19 protein-coding genes are annotated in these 21,490 nt (G+C 48.6%); 12 read left to right on the forward strand and 7 right to left on the reverse strand.

What is annotated here, in order from left to right; all coding sequences use genetic code 11:
• Window positions 1–48 precede the first annotated feature (48 nt).
• From L4D76_RS20375 to L4D76_RS20400, 6 genes are all read left to right on the forward strand, one after another.
• A complete protein-coding gene (locus L4D76_RS20375; protein WP_428442708.1) occupies window positions 49–3,168 on the forward strand; it encodes an ExeM/NucH family extracellular endonuclease in 3,120 nt (1,039 codons plus the stop codon).
• 158 nt (window positions 3,169–3,326) lie between these two features.
• Window positions 3,327–3,911 carry an aminodeoxychorismate/anthranilate synthase component II gene (locus L4D76_RS20380; protein WP_428442709.1) on the forward strand — a complete coding sequence of 195 codons (585 nt, stop codon included), beginning with the start codon at window positions 3,327–3,329 and terminating at the stop codon, window positions 3,909–3,911.
• A 329-nt stretch (window positions 3,912–4,240) separates the two neighbouring features.
• Window positions 4,241–5,458 (forward strand): aspartate aminotransferase family protein, encoded by a 1,218-nt coding sequence (locus L4D76_RS20385; protein WP_428442710.1) that lies wholly within the window; start codon window positions 4,241–4,243, stop codon window positions 5,456–5,458.
• 201 nt (window positions 5,459–5,659) lie between these two features.
• The gene (gene astA / locus L4D76_RS20390) at window positions 5,660–6,676 is read left to right on the forward strand and encodes an arginine N-succinyltransferase (RefSeq protein WP_428442711.1); all 1,017 of its coding nucleotides are present in this window, start codon (window positions 5,660–5,662) and stop codon (window positions 6,674–6,676) included.
• A 26-nt stretch (window positions 6,677–6,702) separates the two neighbouring features.
• Window positions 6,703–8,160 carry a succinylglutamate-semialdehyde dehydrogenase gene (gene astD, locus L4D76_RS20395; protein ID WP_428442712.1) on the forward strand — a complete coding sequence of 486 codons (1,458 nt, stop codon included), beginning with the start codon at window positions 6,703–6,705 and terminating at the stop codon, window positions 8,158–8,160.
• Window positions 8,161–8,214: 54 nt separating this feature from the next.
• The gene (locus L4D76_RS20400) at window positions 8,215–9,006 is read left to right on the forward strand and encodes a DUF1338 domain-containing protein (RefSeq protein WP_428442713.1); all 792 of its coding nucleotides are present in this window, start codon (window positions 8,215–8,217) and stop codon (window positions 9,004–9,006) included.
• 54 nt (window positions 9,007–9,060) lie between these two features.
• On the opposite strand, the gene L4D76_RS20405 is transcribed toward L4D76_RS20400, so the two are convergent.
• Window positions 9,061–9,264, reverse strand: coding sequence for a hypothetical protein (locus L4D76_RS20405; protein WP_428442714.1), 204 nt, complete (start codon window positions 9,262–9,264; stop codon window positions 9,061–9,063).
• Window positions 9,265–9,459: 195 nt separating this feature from the next.
• A complete protein-coding gene (crp, locus tag L4D76_RS20410) occupies window positions 9,460–10,092 on the reverse strand; it encodes a cAMP-activated global transcriptional regulator CRP (protein WP_428442715.1) in 633 nt (210 codons plus the stop codon).
• A gap of 272 nt (window positions 10,093–10,364) precedes the next feature.
• Here crp and L4D76_RS20415 point away from each other — a divergent pair, with 272 nt between their 5' ends.
• Window positions 10,365–10,769, forward strand: a complete 405-nt coding sequence (locus L4D76_RS20415) for an OsmC family protein (protein ID WP_428442716.1) — start codon at window positions 10,365–10,367, stop codon at window positions 10,767–10,769.
• A gap of 259 nt (window positions 10,770–11,028) precedes the next feature.
• Here L4D76_RS20415 and L4D76_RS20420 read toward each other — a convergent pair whose 3' ends face one another.
• The 4 genes from L4D76_RS20420 to L4D76_RS20435 all read right to left on the reverse strand — a co-directional run bounded on the left by L4D76_RS20420 (window position 11,029) and on the right by L4D76_RS20435 (window position 14,892).
• Entirely contained in the window at window positions 11,029–11,898 is an 870-nt protein-coding gene (locus tag L4D76_RS20420) for a phosphoribulokinase (RefSeq protein ID WP_428442717.1), read from the reverse strand.
• Between the two features lie 94 nt (window positions 11,899–11,992).
• A complete protein-coding gene (locus tag L4D76_RS20425) occupies window positions 11,993–12,208 on the reverse strand; it encodes a YheU family protein (protein ID WP_428442718.1) in 216 nt (71 codons plus the stop codon).
• Window positions 12,209–12,444: 236 nt separating this feature from the next.
• On the reverse strand, window positions 12,445–13,422 hold the full coding sequence (locus tag L4D76_RS20430) for a hydrolase (protein WP_428442719.1): 978 nt from the start codon (window positions 13,420–13,422) through the stop codon (window positions 12,445–12,447).
• Between the two features lie 69 nt (window positions 13,423–13,491).
• On the reverse strand, window positions 13,492–14,892 hold the full coding sequence (locus L4D76_RS20435; RefSeq protein WP_428442720.1) for an aminotransferase-like domain-containing protein: 1,401 nt from the start codon (window positions 14,890–14,892) through the stop codon (window positions 13,492–13,494).
• Between the two features lie 136 nt (window positions 14,893–15,028).
• On the opposite strand from L4D76_RS20435, the gene L4D76_RS20440 reads away from it, so the two are divergent.
• On the forward strand, window positions 15,029–15,628 hold the full coding sequence (locus L4D76_RS20440) for a LysE family translocator (protein WP_428442721.1): 600 nt from the start codon (window positions 15,029–15,031) through the stop codon (window positions 15,626–15,628).
• 375 nt (window positions 15,629–16,003) lie between these two features.
• Here L4D76_RS20440 and L4D76_RS20445 read toward each other — a convergent pair whose 3' ends face one another.
• Window positions 16,004–17,932 carry an ABC transporter ATP-binding protein gene (locus tag L4D76_RS20445; protein ID WP_428442722.1) on the reverse strand — a complete coding sequence of 643 codons (1,929 nt, stop codon included), beginning with the start codon at window positions 17,930–17,932 and terminating at the stop codon, window positions 16,004–16,006.
• A gap of 238 nt (window positions 17,933–18,170) precedes the next feature.
• Here L4D76_RS20445 and kefG point away from each other — a divergent pair, with 238 nt between their 5' ends.
• From kefG to slyD, 4 genes are all read left to right on the forward strand, one after another.
• The gene (kefG, locus tag L4D76_RS20450) at window positions 18,171–18,770 is read left to right on the forward strand and encodes a glutathione-regulated potassium-efflux system ancillary protein KefG (RefSeq protein WP_428442723.1); all 600 of its coding nucleotides are present in this window, start codon (window positions 18,171–18,173) and stop codon (window positions 18,768–18,770) included.
• Window positions 18,760–20,562, forward strand: a complete 1,803-nt coding sequence (kefB, locus tag L4D76_RS20455) for a glutathione-regulated potassium-efflux system protein KefB (protein ID WP_428442724.1) — start codon at window positions 18,760–18,762, stop codon at window positions 20,560–20,562. Before kefG ends, kefB begins: the two co-directional genes overlap by 11 nt.
• A 39-nt stretch (window positions 20,563–20,601) precedes the next feature.
• Window positions 20,602–20,808, forward strand: a complete 207-nt coding sequence (locus L4D76_RS20460; RefSeq protein WP_107283602.1) for a YheV family putative zinc ribbon protein — start codon at window positions 20,602–20,604, stop codon at window positions 20,806–20,808.
• Between the two features lie 89 nt (window positions 20,809–20,897).
• Window positions 20,898–21,473: a peptidylprolyl isomerase gene (gene slyD / locus L4D76_RS20465; RefSeq protein ID WP_428442725.1), complete on the forward strand. Its 576-nt coding sequence runs from the start codon at window positions 20,898–20,900 to the stop codon at window positions 21,471–21,473.
• The last annotated feature ends 17 nt before the right edge of the window (window positions 21,474–21,490 follow it).

Below are 21,490 nucleotides of genomic sequence, written 5' to 3' on the forward strand. Positions count from 1 at the left end.
TGGATGGCTTTACATAAATGTACAGAATCAGACTCAAATCAAATAATAATGTATAGCAGTGAAGCTAAGAGGTTTGAGAATGAGACATTTATCACGTACAGCAGTGGCGCTGGCGGTCGTTCAGCAATTTCTATGAGTGCCCAGGCAGAGATTTTAATTACAGAATACGTTGAAGGTTCTAGTTATAACAAAGCGATTGAAATAACAAATACGGGTTCAGATGAAGTTAATTTACAAGAAGCTGGCTATGTTATTGGTTTAGCCACTAATGGGAAATCTGAACCTGATAAAGTATTAGAACTTTACGGGATACTTAAAAAAAATGAGAGTATCGTTCTTGTTAATTCAAGATCATCAGATGAGCTGAAAGCAAAAGGAATTGTCAGTGATGTAACAAACTTCAATGGTGATGATGCTCTTATCATTAAAAAGGGTGCTGACATTGTTGATAGCTTCGGTCAACTCGGAACTGATCCTGGAACATTATGGGGCGAGGGGAATACGGCCACACAGAATAAAACACTCCGTCGTACAAATTTAACTCCACGAGATGATGCATCGGGACCATTCGACCCTTCTGTATACTTTGCTGGTCATGACGAAGATACATTCGACGGATTAGTATGCACGAATGAAGCATTTTGTTCTGGCGAAGAACCGACACCGACACCACCGGCACCAGAAGATGTAATTGATGCAACTATCATGGAACTTCAGGGTGATGGCTGGAGCAGTAAAGCTGATGGTATTGATTTTACAAAATATGAATATGAATCCACTAGTTTTTATAAAGTCACTGGTGTCGTCACTGCGATTCAGACTAAAGCATTAGGAAAGGATGTACCTGTTGGTTTCTTTATTCAGCATGAAGCCGGTGATGAGGATCCGAAGACTTCTGACGGTATCTTTGTTCAGAGTTCCGTTGAAGGGTTAGTTGTAGGGCAAGTTGTCGATGTCGTTGCGAAAGTCGAAGAAGATCATGGCTGGACAAAGCTCATTTCGCCAATAGTGACTCAAACTGGTACCACGTCTAGCATTGCTGCAACAGTTATTAGTTCCCTTGAAACAGATGAAAATTTCGACTTCACTCTAGAGCGTCATGAAGGCATGTTGGTCGAACTGGATACGGATTCAGATCTTCGTGTCACCCGAAGCTTCAGCTATGACTACGATAGTCGTCGCAATAACATGGTGTTGTCCCATAAGACCCCGAATGTTAAGCCAACCCAGCTTTATGCGGCTGAATCAGCCAAAGCTGTTGCAGAACAAGGAAAAAACAAATCGAACCGCATCGTTGTTGAATCAGAGGAAAAAGCCTCGGCTGGTGAGGTTCCTTACTTCGCCGACTTTAACCCTGAAGACGGTTATATCCGGATCGGTGATCGGGTTGAAAACCTTGAGGGTGTTATCAGCTACTCCTATGGTGAATATCGTCTGGTAGCGACCAACCAGCTAACAAAAGCAGACTTTGTCCGTGATGATGCTGTTGCTCACGAGCGAATCGATGCACCGGCATTAGAGGATGTGTCCGGGATCAAAGTTGCCAGCTTTAATGTACTTAACTTCTTTACCAGTTTCAGTGAGATCGGCGGTCCGCTTAATGCGAGCTGTGCAGATCAGGCTGATGCAGATAAGTATAAAGGGTGTAACCGTGGTTCCAGAGATGCCGAGGAATTCCCGCTTCAACGCGCCAAAATTGTCAATGCGATGAAAGCGATGGATGCCGATATCATCGGGATCATGGAGATGGAAAACAATGGCTTTGGTGACGGCAGTGCCATCAAAAACCTGGTTGATGCTCTGAACGCGGAGTTCTCTGATCCTGCTGATTTCTATACGTATGTTGAAATTTCTAATGCCGATGGCCAGAAATACGTGAAAGAAGGTGCCGATTTTGAAGGTCAGAAGTATTTCGGTACTGATGCGATTATGGTTGGCATGTTCTATCGTCCTGCCAGCGTATCATTAGCCGGCGATGCTCAGGTTATCGTCACCCCAGAGCAGCACGGCAAAGCATCTGATGACAGTGACTTCAATAAGTATCAGCGTCATAGTCTGCTTCAGGGCTTTAATGTTCCGGGGCAGGAAGAGCCGTTGCATGTGGTTGTTAACCACTTTAAGTCAAAAGGTTCGGGCTGTATTGAAGACGTAGGTGCAACGGACGACCTGCAGGGTAACTGTACTGAATTCAGGGTTTCAGCTGCAGAAGTGGTTGGCCAGGCTGTCAGCCAGCTAAAAGGCGATGTACTGGTTATCGGTGATCTGAACTCCTACGGCATGGAAGATCCGGTTCTTGCTTTGACCACGATCCCGGCTGAGCGTACGAATAAGGTGAAGACTGCGGCTGCTACTACCTTGGATGGTAAAGAGCATGATGCTGAAAGCCGGGTACTGACAGAAGGTGCAGGCCTGGTTAACCTGAGTGAACTTGATGCTTTCTCATATACCTATGAAGGTGAGCTGGGCAGCCTTGACCATGTGCTTGGCAATGCATCTGTAGCAGGTAAACGCCTTGGTATTACTGACTGGCACATCAACTCGCTGGAAAGCAATATGTTTGAATACGGTAGCGGTTTTACCGGTGATTTAACGAAATCAGAAAATCCATTCTCTGCTTCCGATCATGATCCGGTGATTGTGACCCTTAACTATAAAGGGGTTGCCGAAGGCGTTAAGGTCAAACCTGCTCGTGACGGTGAATCTGCAACCTTACCTGTAGCCGTATCAAGCGACGATGCAGGTAAGTATATTGTGGTTACATTGGATGTAGCACCTGCTGCCAAGCTGATGTCATTCGGTGCAGAAGCTTCTGAGCAAGCTGAGACGACGAAGGTTACCCACCAGGTGACTCAGGCTGAAGCTAACAGCGGCAGTGCAGATATTGCTTTACCAGCAGAATTGGCATCCGGTAATTATCAGGCCAAGCTGGCGCTGTATGAGGGGTATCCTAATGCCGCGTATGAGCAGACGCCGGTTGATTTAGGCACTGCTACGATTATTGTTGAAAAAGCGGCGTCTTCATCAACATCAACACCAGAACCAACGCCAACACCAGAACCAAAACCAACGACAGCACCTGCTGAAGGTGGTTCTTCAGGCGGTTCCTTTGGCTTCGGTGCGCTGCTGGCACTGGCAGGTCTGGGCTGGACACGTCGCCGTCGCACGTAATCCGCTTTAGTTTATCTGTTAACCATTAAGGCCAGCATATGCTGGCCTTTTTTTAGCTTTGTTGTCTGGTAAATGACAGCACTGTCGATGTTTCTGCTTGCCTTTCTTATTTCCTATAGCAAAATAGACCGCCAAATCACCCGGGAGCTGAAGTATCAATGCTGCTAATTATCGACAACTACGACTCTTTTACCTATAACCTGTACCAATACTTTTGCGAGTTAGGTGCGAAGGTGGAAGTGGTGCGTAATGATGAAATCGATATTGCCGGTATTGCTGCGCTCAATCTGACTCACCTGGTGATCTCCCCCGGGCCTTGTACCCCTGATGATGCGGGTATTTCGCTGCAGGCGATTGAACATTTTGCGGGCCGGCTACCTATTCTCGGGGTCTGTTTAGGCCATCAGGCTATTGCTCAGGTCTTCGGAGCCGAAGTGGTACGTGCCCGTCAGGTTATGCATGGTAAGACATCACCGGTGATCCATACCGACCGCAGTCTCTTCCACACGCTCAATAACCCGTTGACGGTCACTCGCTATCACTCTCTGGTAGTGAAAGCCGATACCCTGCCGGATTGTTTCGATGTGACGGCCTGGACGGAAAAAGACGGCCAGTTTGATGAGATCATGGGAATTGCCCATAAAGTATTGCCGATTGAAGGGGTGCAATTTCATCCGGAAAGCATTCTGACCGAGCAGGGTCATCAGTTATTAGCGAACTTTCTTCAGCGTAAAATGACTTGATTTAGGCAGAAAACTGCTACTTTTCTGCTTTTTAGTTGCCTCACAATCGCGATCTCCATCACTGTTCTTAACATTTCATTATCTTTCTTTACTGAATACTGCGAGCAATCTTATTCACTAGCCTATTTTACAGCACGCATTGTTTCCTAGATGGAAAAACAGCTTTATCCAATTGCCACTTAATAACTTTTCCTTTATCCCGCATAAATATGTACATAAACTGGGTGTGAACAATTTCTTTGTCAGACAAAAAAAATATTCTGCTATTGGAATTGGTTAATAAAATGTAAATACTATGCTTAAGACGGCGTGCACAGAAGGATAATGTGATGGCAACGGATCAAAAAGTAGAACGTAAGTTATTTGATGAAGTAATGGTACCTTGTTATTCCCCGATGCAGATTATTCCGGTGAGGGGACAAGGGGCACGTATTTGGGATCAGGATGATCGCGAATACATTGACTTTGCCGGCGGTATTGCGGTGAGCTGCCTGGGGCATTGTCATCCTGCAATGGTGAATGCACTAAAATCGCAAGCCGATAAGTTATGGCACCTCAGCAATGTGATGACTAACGAACCTGCTTTACGTCTGGCGAAAAAGCTCACTGAGCACAGCTTTGCTGAAAAGGTGTTCTTTGCGAACTCTGGTGCTGAAGCGAATGAGGCGGCACTAAAACTGGCTCGTCGTTACGCCGCGGATAAATTTGGCCCTGAGAAATCAGAAATTATTGCCTTCGAGAAGGGATTCCACGGCCGTACATTCTTTACGGTAACCGTGGGTGGTCAGGCGGCCTACTCTGATGGCTTCGGTCCTAAACCACAGGCTGTCTCCCATATCCCTTATAACGACTTAGCGGCCTTAGCCGAGTTGATGTCTGATCACACCTGTGCGGTGATGATGGAGCCGTTGCAAGGAGAAGGGGGAATTATCTCCCCGACATCTGAATTTATTCAGGGTGTCCGTGAGCTGTGTGATAAACACAATGCACTGCTGATTTTTGACGAAGTTCAAACCGGTAACGGTCGGACGGGTGATTTTTATGCTTACCAGGGGCTGGGTGTCACACCTGATATTCTGAGTACTGCGAAATCACTGGGTGGTGGCTTTCCTATTGGCGCAATGCTGACTACCTCAGAGCTCGCGACACACATGAAAGTAGGCACGCATGGTTCAACCTATGGCGGTAACCCATTGGCGTGTGCCGTTGCAGAAGCCGTGATTGATGAAGTGACCAAGCCGGAAGTACTGGCTGGCGTTAAAGAGCGCGAGCAATGGTTCCGTGATGCATTGGCGAAAATTAATGCCAAGTACCCAACCTTTGAGGAGGTGCGAGGTAAAGGTCTGCTATTAGGTGCCGCTCTGAATGAAAAATGGCAGGGCCGGGCTCGCGATATTCTGCTCGCCGCAGGTGAAGAAGGCCTGATGGTGCTGGTCGCGGGTACCAATGTGGTGCGCTTTACGCCATCACTGGTGATTGATAAAGCCGACGTAGATGAAGGAATGGCACGTTTAGAGCGTGCAATTGCTAAACTTCATACACAGTAACATCGTAAACATGTTTTGCTCAGGCAGTGATGGGCAGGAAAGCCTGTCACTGCCCTTTCCCATGATTTAAGAGGGGGCAGTACATTCCGTCGTAACAACTATTCAGGTGGTTACAACAAGTCATGTAGTTACAAAAATTGATGTAGTTACAATAAATATGGTTAGCGACGCCTGTCGCTACCTGCATCTGGAGGGAATTTGATGCTGGTTATTCGTCCTATTACCGAAGCTGATTATCCGGCGCTTATGCGCTGTGCAGAAGAATCAGGTCATGGTTTTACTTCACTGCCTGTTAACGAGGAAATTCTGCGTAACAGGATCTCCCACTCAGTAGAGAGCTTTACCAAAGAGGTCACCGAGCCGGGAACGGAAGGCTACCTGATGGTTGCTGAAGATACGGAAACGGGTGAAATTGCAGGGACCACGGCAATAGAGGCCGCAATTGGCTTAGATACCCCTTTCTATACCTACCACCTCAGCACTGTGGTACATGCTTCACGCCGCCTTGGTGTGCACAATGTGGTGAAAGTACTGACTTTTGGCAATAACTACACGGGTAACAGTGAGTTATGTACGTTGTTCTTACGGCCGGAATGGCGCCATGGTTTGAATGGCCGCCTGTTATCAAAGTGCCGGTTTTTAATGTTGGCTGAGCACAAACACCGTTTTTCTGAAACCGTGCTGGCGGAAATGCGCGGGGTGTCCGATGAAGAGGGCCACTCGCCTTTCTGGGAATGGCTGAGAGAGCATTTTTTCTCCATCGATTTTGTCCATGCTGATTACCTGACTGGTATTGGGGCAAAAGGCTTTATCGCCGACTTGATGCCTAAGTTGCCAATTTACGTCAATCTGCTGAGCCCGGAAGCACAAGCGGTGATTGGTCAGGTACATGAGAAAACCCGCCCGGCACTGCGTTTGCTGGAAAACGAGGGTTTCTGCTGTCGTGGTTATGTCGATATTTTTGATGCTGGCCCGACGGTTGAGTGTGATGTGCGCAACATTGAATCGGTACGCCATTCGAAGCGTTGCACTGTCGAAATCGACGAACACAACGGTTCGCATGACTATTTGGTGAGTAATACTTCCTTTGCGAACTTCCGGGCAGCTGTCGGCAAGGTCGCGGTCGATGGTGAACGTAATGTAGCGCTGATCACGCCGGAAATGGCGGCAGCATTACAGGTTAAGAATGGCGATTCGGTACGGTTGATCGCCCAGTAAACAACGGGCAGAGAAAGGAGAACATCATGACTCAATGGATTGCTGGAAACTGGTTGGCGGGGCAGGGTGAACAGATGCAGTCACTGAACCCTTTTAGTGGCGAAGTGATTTGGCAAGGGCTGGCTGCTACCCAGGAACAAGTTGAACAGGCCGTGACCAGTGCCCGTGAAGCCCTGGTGGACTGGCGCAAAACAGATCTAGCCGAGCGCCAGGCTATTGTGGAAAAATTTGCTGAACTGGTGAAAGAACACAGTGAGCATATTGCCCGTACTATTGCTGAAGAGACCGGTAAGCCGTTGTGGGAAACCCGAACGGAAGCCGGTGCAATGGTCGGTAAAATAGCTATTTCACTGCGCGCTTACCATGAGCGAACCGGTGAAAGGCAAAAAGATATCGCAGGTACTGCGGCAGTCTTGCGCCACCGCCCGCTGGGCGTCATGGCGGTATTTGGCCCATATAACTTCCCCGGCCATTTACCCAACGGTCATATTGTGCCGGCCCTGCTATCTGGCAATACCGTGGTCTTTAAGCCTTCAGATCTGACACCAAAAGTGGCAGAAGAAACCATGAAGCTGTGGCAACAAGCTGGCTTACCTGAAGGTGTGTTGAATATGGTTCAGGGTGCGCGTCCGACAGGTGAAGCACTTGCGAGCTCGAAAGGGATTGATGGTTTGCTGTTTACCGGTAGTGCCAATACCGGCCACATCCTGCACCGTCAGTTTGCCGGACAGCCAGGCAAGATGCTGGCGCTGGAGATGGGTGGCAATAACCCGATGGTGATCTCGAAAGCCTATGGCGAGCTTGATGCGACGGTCTACACTATTATTCAGTCAGCCTTTATCAGTGCAGGCCAGCGCTGTACGTGTGCTCGCCGCCTGTATTTACCGCAGGGGCCGGAAGGTGACGCGATTCTGAACCGTCTGGTTAAAGCGACAGGTCAGCTAAAAATTGATGGGCCATTTGCTGAACCGCAACCGTTTATGGGGCCGCAAATTTCTGAACGCGCGGCTGACGGCATCATTGCCGCGCAAGCAAATCTGGTGAGTTTAGGCGCAGAGCTATTACTTGAAGCGAAACGTGGCCAGGGGGCGGTAGTCACGCCTGCTATTATTGAAGTGAGCCAAGTTGCTGAGCTGCCAGATGAAGAATACTTTGGCCCATTGCTTCAGGTTGTCCGTTATCAGGATCTGCCTCAGGCCGTCGCGATGGCGAATGATACTCGCTATGGTTTGTCAGCTGGCCTGATTTCTACCGATGATGCGGAATGGCAATATTTTATTGATCATATCCGTGCCGGTATTGTGAACCGCAACCGTCAGTTGACTGGAGCCAGCGGTGATGCCCCGTTTGGCGGGCCTGGAGCATCAGGCAACTTACGCCCAAGCGCTTATTATGCCGCAGACTATTGTGCTTACCCTATGGCATCGATGGAAGGTGAACAAACTGAGCTGCCAGCCCAGCTGTCACCTGGGGTGCAGTTGTAAGCACCGGTATACGTCGACTACGGCAATCATTATCAGCAAGGGGAAATATTCATCATGGAAAGAGTGGAGCAATTATTTAATGCCCTGTGGCAAGACTATATACAACGTCTTTGTCCGTCTGCGGCTCAGGTTCATGCACTGTTAACCGAAGATGAACCCTTGCTCAATGATCACATCGCACTGCGTACCTTCAATTTACCGAAAGTGGGGCTGGATAAGCTGGCAGCCCCATTTATTGCAATTGGCTATAAGCCATGTGGTAGGTATCATTTTGAAGCAAAAAAGCTGTATGCAGAGCATTTTGAGCATCCGAACCCGTTAGCACCGAAAGTATTTATCAGTGAACTGATGGTGGGGCAGTGTTCTTCGCTGTTACAGGAAACGGTACGCGAACTGGTTGATCAGGTGCCGGAGCAGGCAATTCATGAACCTGAGTTTGTTTGCTGTGGACGTTTGTGGGATATCGATTCGGCGACGTATGAGATGTTATCGGCAGAAAGCGAGTATGCCGGCTGGGTTGCTGCGCATGGCTTTGGGGCCAATCATTTTACCGTCAGTATTAATCAGCTGGAGCAGTTCACTGAGATCCATGAAGTGAACCATCTGCTGCGTCACAATGGTTTTGCGATTAATGAGTCTGGCGGTGAGGTGAAAGGGAGTCCAGAGGTGATGCTGGAGCAGTCTGCCACTATGGCTGACAAGGTGGCGGTGGGCTTTCTTGATGGTGAGAAAATAATCCCTGGCGGCTTCTACGAGTTTGCTAAGCGCTATCCTCAGACGGATGGTGAACTGTACCGTGGGTTTGTTGAAGCGTCGGCGGATAAGATCTTCGAAAGTACGAGTTAGTAAGAGTAGGAAACAGTGATAAAACAGCGGCCTTGGCCGCTGTTTTCGTTTCAATTATTGGTTTGCTTGGTGGCAATCTAAAGTAGGGCTCCATAGCTCATTACCATGCACGGTGCGTTGACGCTGGCTGAACAGGGTTTGTTGCTCAAGGTAATGACGAGGATCGCTAAAACCAGTCATTTCAATGGTCGCGGGTAAGGCTGCAATGACAGCCGTAGCGGGAACCAGGGTATGTGGAGAAAAGCGTTCGATATCCATATCAAGACCTCTCATAAATATTAGATATGCATAATGTAGCATTGGTATTGCTGTTGGCAAGTGAATAAACAGTGACGGTTACGGCAGAATATACGTTTTGAGATCTTTTTATGCTTTTTGGTGATAGTGATATGTTTCGCAGTTACAAAAAAAGCCGCATTAAGCGGCTTTTTATTAATCGAAGTCGTTGGTCGGTTAGCGAGTACCGTAAACCACGATAGTTTTGCCGTGGGCAGAAATCAGATTCTGCTCTTCCAGCATCTTAAGGATACGACCTACCGTCTCACGCGAACAGCCCACAATCTGACCGATTTCCTGACGGGTGATCTTAATTTGCATACCGTCTGGGTGAGTCATTGCATCAGGTTGTTTTGCAAGGTTTAGCAATGTCTGTGCAATACGGCCTGTTACATCAAGGAATGCAAGATCGCCTACTTTCTGGCTAGTGATTTGCAAACGGTTGGCCATCTGTGCAGAAAGACGCATCAGAATATCAGGGTTGACCTGAATAAGCTGACGGAATTTTTTGAAAGAAATTTCTGCCACTTCACAAGGACTCTTGGCACGTACCCATGCAGTACGTTCCTGCTCTTCTTCAAATAAGCCTAGCTCACCGATGAAGTCACCTTGGTTAAGGTAAGACAGGATCATTTCTTTGCCTTCTTCATCCTTGATCAATACGGCAACAGAACCTTTCACAATGTAGTAGAGAGTTTCTGCTTTCTCTCCCGCATGGATCAAAGTACTCTTTGACGGATATTTGTGAATGTGGCAATGGGAAAGAAACCACTCTAGAGTTGGATCTGTTTGAGGTTTACCTGGAACCATATTACTAACTTCCTCTGCGTTTGTTGCCCAACAACGACATCCATATAATTCAAGGCTGGGCCTAACAATAGAATTGTTCGCTGATTAGGATATTCATTCAGCCGCTAGGCTGCAAGTTCACTTGAATATTTACTTGAGAGTTTATCTTTTTTCCGCGTCTTTTTCTTGATATTGATCTACCTGAAATGGCCATTTGGTACTCATAAGTGTGCACATGATCACACAGTTGTTAGTTAATGCAGAATTACCCTGTTTGAAGTAAGGAGAAAGCAATGCAATCACGAGTGAAATGGGTAGAAGGAATGACCTTTCTGGGACAGTCAGATTCTGGTCACAGTGTCGTCATGGATGGCAATGGGGGCGAAAAAGCACCAAGTCCGATGGAAATGGTATTGATGGCTGCTGGTGGCTGTAGCTCAGTTGATGTTGTCGACGGTTTGCAATCAGCTGGCCAGAACATTGCCGGCTGTGAGGCGCAGATTTCTTCTGTTCGCCGTGAACAGTCACCGCGTATTTTTACCTCGGCTAACCTGCATTTTGTGGTCACAGGCCATGATCTGGATGAGGCTCGGGTTGCCAGTGTTGTTGCAGATTCACTGCAGAAATATTGCTCAGTATGCCTGATGCTGGGCGAAGGGGTCGAAATGACCCATTCGTATGAGATAGTTAAAGCCTAGGTTTCGCGTGACGAGAGCCGGGTATCGAGAAAAGCGGTGCTATGGCCCTGAGGACCTAAGGATAAACAGTTTCGAGTAATTAGGTTCGAGTTTCGAGAAAGAGCCACAGCTTGACCCCCAACTATGGCTCGGAGAGCCTGCTTACAGGACCACAGGACCACAGGACCACAGGACCACCGTAGGTATTAAGACCCTAATATAGTGTCGGGTAACGAGAAGCACGCATCTCGTTACTCGCCACTCACCTCTCGCGTCGGGTTTATCCTATCTTTCCGGTTTCGACTAACTTCTGGATCAGCGGTCGCATGATCAGCTCCATCGCAAAGCTCATTTTTCCGCCCGGTACCACCAGGGTGTTATGGCGAGACATAAACGAGCCCTGGATCATTGATAGCAGATACGGAAAATCGACATTTTTAATTCCGCGGAAGCGGATAACCACAAAGCTTTCATCCAGACTCGGAATGCCTTTGGCACTGAATGGGTTGGATGTATCGACGGTCGGCACCCGTTGGAAGTTGATATGGGTGCGCGAAAATTGCGGCGTAATATAATTGAGGTAATCGTCCATCGAGCGGACGATAGACTCCATGACCGCTTCCCGGGAGTGGCCGCGATCACGCGTGTCGCGGACGATCTTCTGTATCCATTCCAGGTTCACAATCGGCACCATACCAATCAGCAAATCGACGTGTTGTGCGGCATTGATCTCACCATCAACAACACCGCCATGTAACCCTTCGTAAAAGAGCACATCCGTATTTTCAGGTAGTTCCTGCCATGGCGTGAATGAACCCGGCATCTGGTTATAGGGGACCGCTTCGTCAAAAGTATGCAGGTAGCGGCGGAATTGACCACTGCCATCGTCACCATATTGGCGGAAAAAAGTTTCCAGTTGGGCAAAGTCGTTAGCTTGCGGACCAAAATAGCTGACATGGCGGCCTTGCTCTTTGGCTTTACGAATTTCAACATCCATTTCCGGTCGGGTAAAGCGATGGAAGCTATCCCCCTCCAGCCAGGCGGCATTGAAGTTCATCATATTGAACATTTTGCGAAATGCTTCTGAAGTGGTGGAGGTGCCGGCACCAGAAGACCCTGTTACTGCAATAATCGGATGTTTTGCAGACATGACATACCCTGTCGTTAATGTTAACGATGAAAGTTATTAACAGGGTGTTGCGCCAGGGTCAAGGATAAGTTGGTTTTTGATCGGGAGATATCCGTTAATTGAGATCTCTGCGGAGTTTAATATCAACAGATTTATGCAGTTCAGAAAATACGATCACTGCATCACCTGATTCAAGCTGCTTTCGGACATATTGTACCTTGTGTTCCATGTTGAGTTCGGTCTCACCATAGTCAGTACCTTCGCGCAGCACAAAGTGTTCAATCAGATTGTCTAGGGTGTCAGAGTCGATATCTTGCCAGGGAATAATCATAGTTACTGTATCTGTTTTCTAGTGGGGTGCTGATTATATTGTTAATTTCATAGATTGTAGAGCGGTACTATGGCCCTGAGGCCCTATGGATAAACAGTTTCGAGTAACTAGGTTCGAGTTTCGAGAAAGAGCCACAGCTTGACTCCCAACTATGGCTCGGAGAGCCTGCTTGCAGGACCACAGGACCACAGGACCACAGGACCACAGGACCACAGGACCACACTTGTGACTCGAATCTAGTCTCTAGGATCTGGCAACTTCTTAAACCATTCCGGTACCGTCTTTTCCAACCAGAAATCAGGATTGCGCCAGGATCCGGAGACAAATCCGACATGACCGCCATTCGCCGTTAAGTGATAATCAATATTTGCAGGCAATGGTTGCAGGGGAATCACTCGTTGCGTCATGAAAGGGTCGTCTTTCGCATGAATGATCCGCAATGGAATTTTGACCTGATGGAGCTTACTGAGTCCGCTACATTGTTGGTAGTAGTCGGCGGCATCTTTAAAACCATGCAGGGGAGCGGTAACCTGATCGTCAAACTGCCACAATGACTGAATGTGCTGTACTTGCTCTGATGCCACGGGCATTGCATCAGGCAAGGCAGTAATTTTCTTGGCTAAGGTGTTTTTCAGTGAATTAAGCAGGTACTGTTGATAGATCCTGGAAAACCCTTGTTGGATTCGCACTGAGCAAGCTTCTAAATCCAACGGTGGTGAAATCACCTGCGCAGCGGTTAATCCAGACTCATCCCCGGTTTCCGCCAAGTAGTTAACCAGCATGTTACCGCCGAGCGAGACCCCGACAGCATACAAGGGTGCATCGGGAAATTGCTGTTTCAGCCAGTCAATAAAGAATCTGGCATCACTGGTTTCTCCCGAGTGGTAACCGCGGGCCTGACGGTTGATCTCTCCACTGCAACCGCGAAAATGCATCATTACCCCAAGCCAGCCTTGTTCTCTGGCGGCATGGAGCAAGCCATTGGCATAGGGGCTGTTAAAACTGCCTTCTAAGCCGTGGAACAGAATCATTAGCGGTTTATCACGTGGATGCTCAGCGGGAGCTGCTGTCCAGGCCAGATCGAGGAAATCGCCGTCAGGCGTCTCAATGCGCTGAATCACCGGCGTGAACAGAGGCTTGCGGCGGATAAACCGCGGGAGCAGGGTTTGTAAATGGGCGTTGCGCAGCCCGTTCGCTGGCTTAAAAGGCATCATGGTTCCACTCATGTTTGAAGTGATATTTTCAACTTATGCTTGTTACTTTAGTCCGGCACTACACAGGCATTATAGGGGAAAATCATTTATCGGATCTTTCTCTAACAATTCAGCAAGTATTCGCAAGCCTTGTTCCAGTTTATGGTGACTGAACGGGGCGCTGACGGCTAAACGTACTGCCGGAGGTATGGTGCTCCCCGGCGGGGCAAACAATTCGGCGGATTTCACCACGACGCCCAGATCTTCAGCCGCCTTAACAAAGTCGCTCAGTAACCAATAGTCTGGCAGTGTCAGCCAGACATGGAAGCTGTCATTGCGATGTTGAATATTGAAGTTACCCAAATACTGCGATACCAGCTGCTGGCGCTGATAAATATCACCACGGATCTGACTCAGTATTCGGTCAGCATCGCCGTTAGTGATGAGCTCGCAAGCCAGGCCAGTCAATAACGGGCTGATCATCAGGCTATGATTATGCAGGGCAGCATTAAGGCGCTTTTGCAACCTTGTCGGCACCTGGATGTAACCTAACCTAAGCCCCGGAGCCAGACATTTCGACAGACCGCCAATATGGATCACCTGCTCAGGATCCAGGTTCACCATTGGCGTCGGGCGTTGTTCCGGCAGTAAGCCGTTGACATCATCTTCAATAAATAACACCTGATACTGGCGGCAAACTGCCAGCACTTCCTTGCGTCGTTGCTCGCCCATTGTCACCGTGGTCGGGTTCTGCAGGGTGGGGGTGCTGTAGATCATGCGTGGCTGATATTGACGGCAGGCCGCTTCCAGGCTGGCCGGAAGAATCCCTTCCTGATCCATTTCAACAGGTTTGACCGATATTTGCTGCTGACGGGCCAGACTGAGAAAACCGGGATAGGAGACCTGCTCAACCAGTACAGTATCACCGCTGCGACAGAATGCGGACAATACCAATTGCGCAGCATGCTGCCCGCCGGAGGTGAAGTGCATGCGCTGCGGATCGAGAGCCACCCCTTTTTGTTGCAACCAATCACCGACGATTTGGCGGTGTGTCGCTAAGCCTTGGGGATCCTGATACAGCATCATCTGATTCAACTGATCAGGGTGACGGGCAATGTTCTCCATTGCTTGCTTGAGCATGCCAGAACGATCGATTCGAGGGGGAATGTTGTAACCGAAATTGCATTCCTCTTCTTCCTGCTCGGAATAGTTATAGACCCAGCTAGGCTGATCCGCCTGGCAGACATAAGTACCGGCTCCCACTCTGGCTTCAACCTGTCCGCGTCGCTCGGCTTCGGCATAGCCCCGGGTAATGGTGCCGACGGTCACGCCCAATTGGTCGGCGAGTGCTCTGTGGGTAGGCAGTTTGCAGCCCGGCTTGAGTTGTCCTGATTTGATGTGACGGGCTATCGCATCGGCAATCTGCCGGTAGATAGGAGCCGCCTTACTATCAGAATTACTTGGTGTTAATACAATTTTCATAATTGTCATGGTGACAATAAACCTTTTGATCACAGTTAAACCAGCTGGTAGGGTTAATTGTGCGCATAAAATGATCGAATTACAAACTAATAAGTAAATTGTACCGATACAATTTGCTTGGGCATCAATAAGGACAATAACAGTTATGCTGGAATGGCAATTCATTCTGTCTTTAGCGGCGTTTGCTGCAACCATGACAGGTACTCCCGGACCGAATAACCTGATGCTCACCGCATCGGGTGCGAACTTTGGCTACTGGCGCACGTTACCGCATATGATGGGCATTGGGGCGGGCCTGGTTTCGATGATTATATTGGTCGCGGCCGGCTTGGGGGTAATGTTTACCCGTTTTCCGCTGCTGCATGAATTACTCCGCTGGGTGGGTAGTGCTTACCTGCTCTATCTGGCGTGGAAAATAGCCTCTGCGACAGCCGCTATCCGAACCGATCAGAAAGACGCTGAGCCGATGAGCTTTATGGAGGCGGCAATGTTCCAGTATGTGAACCCCAAGGCATGGATGATGTCGGTTACAGGGATCAGTACCTTTACGCTGGCGGGCGAGCAATACTGGCAGTCTGCCGGTCTGATTGCGGTGATTTTTTTCCTGATCTGTTTTCCGAGTGTCTCAATATGGACCAGCTTTGGCACCTTCATTGGTCGCTGGCTCAACAGCGTGAAAACTCGGCGGATTTTTAATTCGGTGATGGGCGTGTTGACGGCGGGTTGTGTGGTGATGATTTGGTAATTCACGGGTCCTAGACTCTAGACTCTAGGTTCTAGGTTCTAGGTTCTAGGTTCTAAGTGGTTGCCGTCAGCTGAGGGATCAACTGGCTCGCGCCTAGCTGTTCACAATATCTTTTTAAGTTATTGGTGGTGCCATGGTGAGGCGTATGTTGCAGTGAACAGAGGTTGAGCTGCGTAATAAGCTCCTGCTGCTGGCTTTTTTCCAGTTTCAGTTCGAACGCCAGTAACTGCTTGTATCCCGCTTCATCAAGTTGTCAGCCTGAGCATAATGGCTCAGGCTGAACTGCCAGAAATCCTGGTGATAAAAGCGTAATGACTCAGAGGTCATTGCTTTAGATAACCAGGCTTTCGGAGACCAAATTGTTGATAACCGGGCTTAAAGATCACCAATAGTAAATTCCTGCTCCATCGCTTCCACTTGCTCTTGTAGATCCATCCACTCCATCTCAACATCTTCTAATGTTGATTTAGCATCACCCTGACGTTTGAGTTGTTCGTGCAGTAGGGCTTTATTGTCTGCTTCATAGATAGTGGAGTCAGATAGCTTCTCTTCCGCGTCGGCAATATCGGCACTGAGCTTTTCCATCTGCTTATCAAGTTGGGTGATTTTTTTGCGCAGTGGTGCGGTTTGCTTACGTAACTCGGCTTCTAATCGTTTTTGCTCTTTACGCGATGAAGCACTGTTTTCTTTGGTGACATCAGGTTTAGCGGCTTGTAATTCTCGTCGCTCATTACGCTGCTGCTCGGTTAACCATTTATGGTAATCCGATAGATCACCATCAAATGGCGTCACTTGGCGATCGTGAACAAGATACAGATCATCCGTTGTTGCGCGTAACAGGTAACGGTCGTGACTTACGATAACCATCGCGCCTTCATAAGATTGCAGCGCAAACGTTAAGGCTTGGCGCATATCTAAATCAAGGTGGTTAGTCGGCTCATCGAGTAACAATAAGTTAGGACGTTGCCATACCAGCAGTGCTAATACTAATCGGGCTTTCTCACCGCCAGAAAATGGCCCAACTTTATCAAGGGCTTTTTCACCGTTGAATCCAAAGCTACCAAGGTAATCGCGAAGCTGCTGCTCGGTTGATTGTGGGGCAAGTCGTGCTAAATGCTGCAACGGCGTATCGTCAAGGCGCAAGGTTTCTAGTTGGTGCTGAGCAAAATAACCGATCTTCACGCCTTGCGAGTAGGTTAAATCGCCAGCTTGTGCTGGAAGCTCACCCGATAACAGCTTGATCAGGGTCGATTTGCCGGCACCGTTACGTCCTAATAAGCCAATACGGCTACCTGGTACCAGGTTCAGGCGGATCTTTTCTAAGATGAGGTTGTTGCTATAACCCGCAGCGACTTGGTCCATCATCAAGATCGGATTCGGTAACGCTTGTGGCTCTCGGAATTCAAACAGGAATGGGTTATCAAGCTGAGCAGGCAACACTTTTTCCATTCGGTCGAGCGCTTTAATTCGGCTTTGTGCTTGGCGCGCTTTGCTCGCTTTGTAACGGAAGCGGTCAATATACGATTGCATGTGAGAAACTTGCTTCTGCTGTTTCTGATACATGGCTTGCTGCAGCACCAGCTTTTCTGCGCGTTGTACTTCAAACGATGAATAGTTACCGGTGTAGCTGTTTAGCGTGTGGTTCTCTACATGAATAATGCGATTAACTACAGGGTCAAGAAAATCACGGTCATGAGAAATCAGCACTAAGGTGCCACGGTAGCTCTGTAGCCATTTTTCTAGCCACAGAACGGCATCGAGATCTAAGTGGTTAGTCGGTTCATCGAGCAGGAGTAGATCGGAGCGGCATAACAGTGCTTGAGCTAGGTTCAAGCGCATACGCCAACCACCTGAAAACTGGGTCAGGTGCCATTGCATTTGTTCTTGGGAAAACCCAAGGCCATCGAGCAACTCAGAAGCGCGAGCATTGATTGTGTAACCACCAATGGTATCTAATTTGGCATGCAGTTCGGCGACTTTAATGCCGTTATTGCCCTCTTCAGCGGCTGCTAACTCACGCTCAAGTCGACGGTATTCACGGTCACCATCAATCACATAGTCAATCGCATTGCGTTCAAGTGCCGGTGTTTCCTGTGCTACCCAAGCTAATTCCCAGTTAGACGGGAATTGGCAATTACCGGCATCTAGACTCAATTCATTTTTTAATAAAGCAAATAAGGTAGATTTGCCACAGCCGTTTTTACCGACTAGCCCGACTTTGTCACCGGGATGAATAGTAGCAGTGGCGTTATCGAGAAGGACTTTACCGCCTCGTAAAAGTTGCATGTCCGAAAAGGTAATCATCGATAGTGTCGGGGGTAGCCCCGCTCCGCAAAATAAAGTGCACGAAATGAGCGGCAGTCTATACCAAACCGCCACTGACTGCTAACGCAGTGATAATTATGCGGCATGATTAAGAAAGAAGCGGTTATGACTTTGGATTCAGATGATCCGCATGAGTAACAATTATGTATGATGTGTATAAATGTTAAGGTAATGTTATACCGGAAGGGATTGCCAGAAAGAGGGTGTAAGGAAAGATATGACCACACAAGGCCAGCTTAAAATTCTGGTGATATTCGCTCACCCGGATCCGCAAGAGTCGGTTGCTAACCGGGAGATGCTGGCAAGTATTGCCGACTTACCCCATGTCACCATTCATGATCTTTATGGTGCTTATCCTGATTTTTTTATTGATGTCGGGCAGGAGCAGCGACTCATTGAACAACACGATATCATCGTTTTTCAACATCCCCTCTATATGTATTCATGCCCGGCGTTGCTCAAAGAATGGATTGATGTGGTATTGAGCAAAGGTTATGCCCACGGTGAAGGGGTATCGACCAAAGGTAAATTCTGGCGTTCGGTTGTCACCACCGGAGGAGCGGCAGAAGCGTATACCCCGGATGGTTATAACCGGTGCAGTATTGCTGAAATTCTTAAGCCTTTCGAGTTAACCGCTGATTTGTGCCAAATGAACTGGATCGAGCCTTTGGTGCTGCACTGGGCACGACGGATCCCCGTTAGCGAACGTCAGCAATATGCGCTGGATTACCGATCCTGGCTGGAGCATCCTTTTGCAGGCAGCGAGCAAGGTACACCGGCTTATACAACGCAGAAAGGGAATATTCATGGCGAATGATGTGTTGTCAGTCAGTGTGGTTTTTCTAGCGGCGGCTGTCGTTGCGGTGCCGATTGCCCAGCGCTTAGGCCTGGGATCGGTTTTGGGTTACTTGCTGGCGGGCATTGCAATTGGTCCGTGGGGGCTAAGCCTGATCACCGATGTTGATGCCATTCTTCATTTCTCTGAGTTTGGTGTTGTGCTGCTGTTGTTTCTCATTGGTTTAGAGCTAAACCCCAAAAAGTTGTGGCAGATGCGCAAGCCTATCCTCGGTCTCGGCGGCGGTCAGGTGGTGCTGACCAGCGTAGTGATCACGGCTATTGTCATGGCTAGTAGTCTGTTTTTGCCTGCGATAAGCTGGCGTGATGCGCTGGTGGTCGGTATGGGGCTGGCGTTGTCATCGACGGCCATCGCATTACGGGTGATTGAAGAACAAAACCTTGATGGCAGTGAAACCGGACAATCTGGGTTTGCGGTGTTGTTATTCCAAGATATTGCAGTGATCCCTATGCTGGCTATCTTGCCGGTACTGGCTGGCGGCGGTGGTGGTAGCTGGCTCGATTTTGCCTGGATGATCGGCGGGATCGGCACCTTATTAGTGGGCGGTCATTTTTTATTGCGGCCGCTGTTTCGCTGGGTGGTTCTCAGCGGGGTACGTGAACTGTTTAATGTCGCGGCACTGCTGTTAGTGATTGGCATTGCTTTGGGGATGCAGTCGCTCGGACTGTCAATGGCACTTGGCACATTCCTGGCGGGGGTGTTACTGGCCGAGAGTGAATATCGGCATGAATTAGAAATTGCGATTGAGCCGTTCAAAGGCTTGTTACTGGGCCTGTTCTTTATTTCAGTCGGCATGGCGGTCAATCTCGGTTTATTACTGGAATTTCCGTTGCTGATTTTGACGGCAGTGGTGGCGCTGATCGTCGTTAAAGGCTTGTTACTTTATGGCCTTGCGCGACTATTTGGTATTCGTGCCAAGTCACGAAGCCAGATGGCAGCAATACTCAGCCAGGGCGGTGAATTTGCGTTTGTATTGTTTACTGCTGCAAAAGGAGAGGGGCTGCTGGGGGAATCGTTAACGGCATTTCTGCTGGTGGTCGTCAGTATTTCAATGATGACCACACCATTGATACTGCTGCTGCAAGATAAGTGGTTTATTCATACCTTTAAAGCCGACGAAGAGACGCTGGAAACCGATGTTATTGACCGTGAGCCGCGAGTGATCATTACCGGCTTTGGTCGTTTTGGCCAGGTGGTAGGGCGGTTATTGTTTGCCAATAAAATCAGGGTGACGGTACTGGAGCGGGATCCTAGCCAAATACAGTTTTTGCGTAAATTCGGGTACAAGGTGTATTACGGCGATGCCACCCAGCTGGATTTATTACGTGCAGCCGGAGCCGATAAAGCAGAAGCCATTATTATCTGTGCCGATGAGCCTGACGAGGTGATGGAAATCGTCACCCTGTGCCAGCACTACTTTCCGAATTTGAAAATACTGGCGCGAGCACGGAGTCGGGTCGAGGCACACCAGTTGCTGAGCCACGGGGTAGAGAACTTTTCACGTGAAACATTTACTAGTGCTCTTGATTTAGGCCGTCAAACCCTCATATCTTTAGGCATGCACCCGTACAAAGCTAAACGGGCAGAAGCACACTTCCGTAAACTTGACACTACAGCGTTGCGGGATTTATTGCCACAGCACTCGGAAGATGTTCATCTGGCATCACGGTCGAAAGAAGCCCGTAAAGAGCTGGAAGAAATCTTTGATCGCGAGATGCGTGGCGAGCGTGAACGGCATAATGGTTGGGATTAATCCAGACCGAGTTGTTTGGATTTGCAAATGGAAGTGGTTATGAAAAAACGATTTATTGCTGGTGCGGTGTGTCCTGCCTGTCAGAAACAAGACACCTTACGCTGGTGGAAAGAAAATGATATCGAGATAGTCGAGTGTGTTGAATGTCAGCATACAGACCGCCGCGTTCCTCAATCTGTAGAGCAAAGTGAACACCTTGCTAAAGACAAAAAACAGCAAGTGATTGGCATTTTTAAACCTGAATAAATCATCTGTGATTAGCATCATGGTACCAAGATAGGTATTATACCGTCTTAACACCTAGCTCAACACCTGGCTCAAATTTCGGAGTAAACATGAAAGTCGTTAAAGACATCGTAGTAAGTTTGGCATATCAAGTTAAAACTGAAGAAGGCGTAGTCGTTGATCAATCAACTACTGATGCACCACTTGATTACCTACACGGTCACAGCAATCTGATTGTTGGCCTAGAAAAAGCGCTAGAAGGTCGTGAAGCCGGCGAGAAATTTGAAGTGACTGTAGCACCGGAAGATGCATACGGTGAGCACGTTGATGAAATGGTACAGCGCGTACCAGCAGACGTATTCCAAGGTGTTGATGAAATTACTGTTGGTATGCGTTTCCTTGCGGATACTGATCAGGGTCCAATCCCTGTAGAAGTCACTGAAGTAGACGGCGACGAAGTTGTGGTTGACGGTAACCACATGCTTGCAGGCCAGACGCTGACATTCACAGCTGAAGTTGTTGCAATGCGCGCAGCGACAGAAGAAGAGATCGAGCATGGTCACATCCACCAGGATGGCGGTTGTTGTGGCGGTGGTAGCTGTGGTGACGACCACGGTCACGATCACAAAGAAGAAGGTGGTTGCTGTGGCGGTGAAGAGAAAGGCGGCTGTGGCTGCTCTCACTAAGAAGCACTGTTATTAAG

The sequence above is a fragment of the Photobacterium sagamiensis genome, from assembly GCF_050337085.1.
GTDB lineage: Bacteria > Pseudomonadota > Gammaproteobacteria > Enterobacterales > Vibrionaceae > Photobacterium > Photobacterium sagamiensis.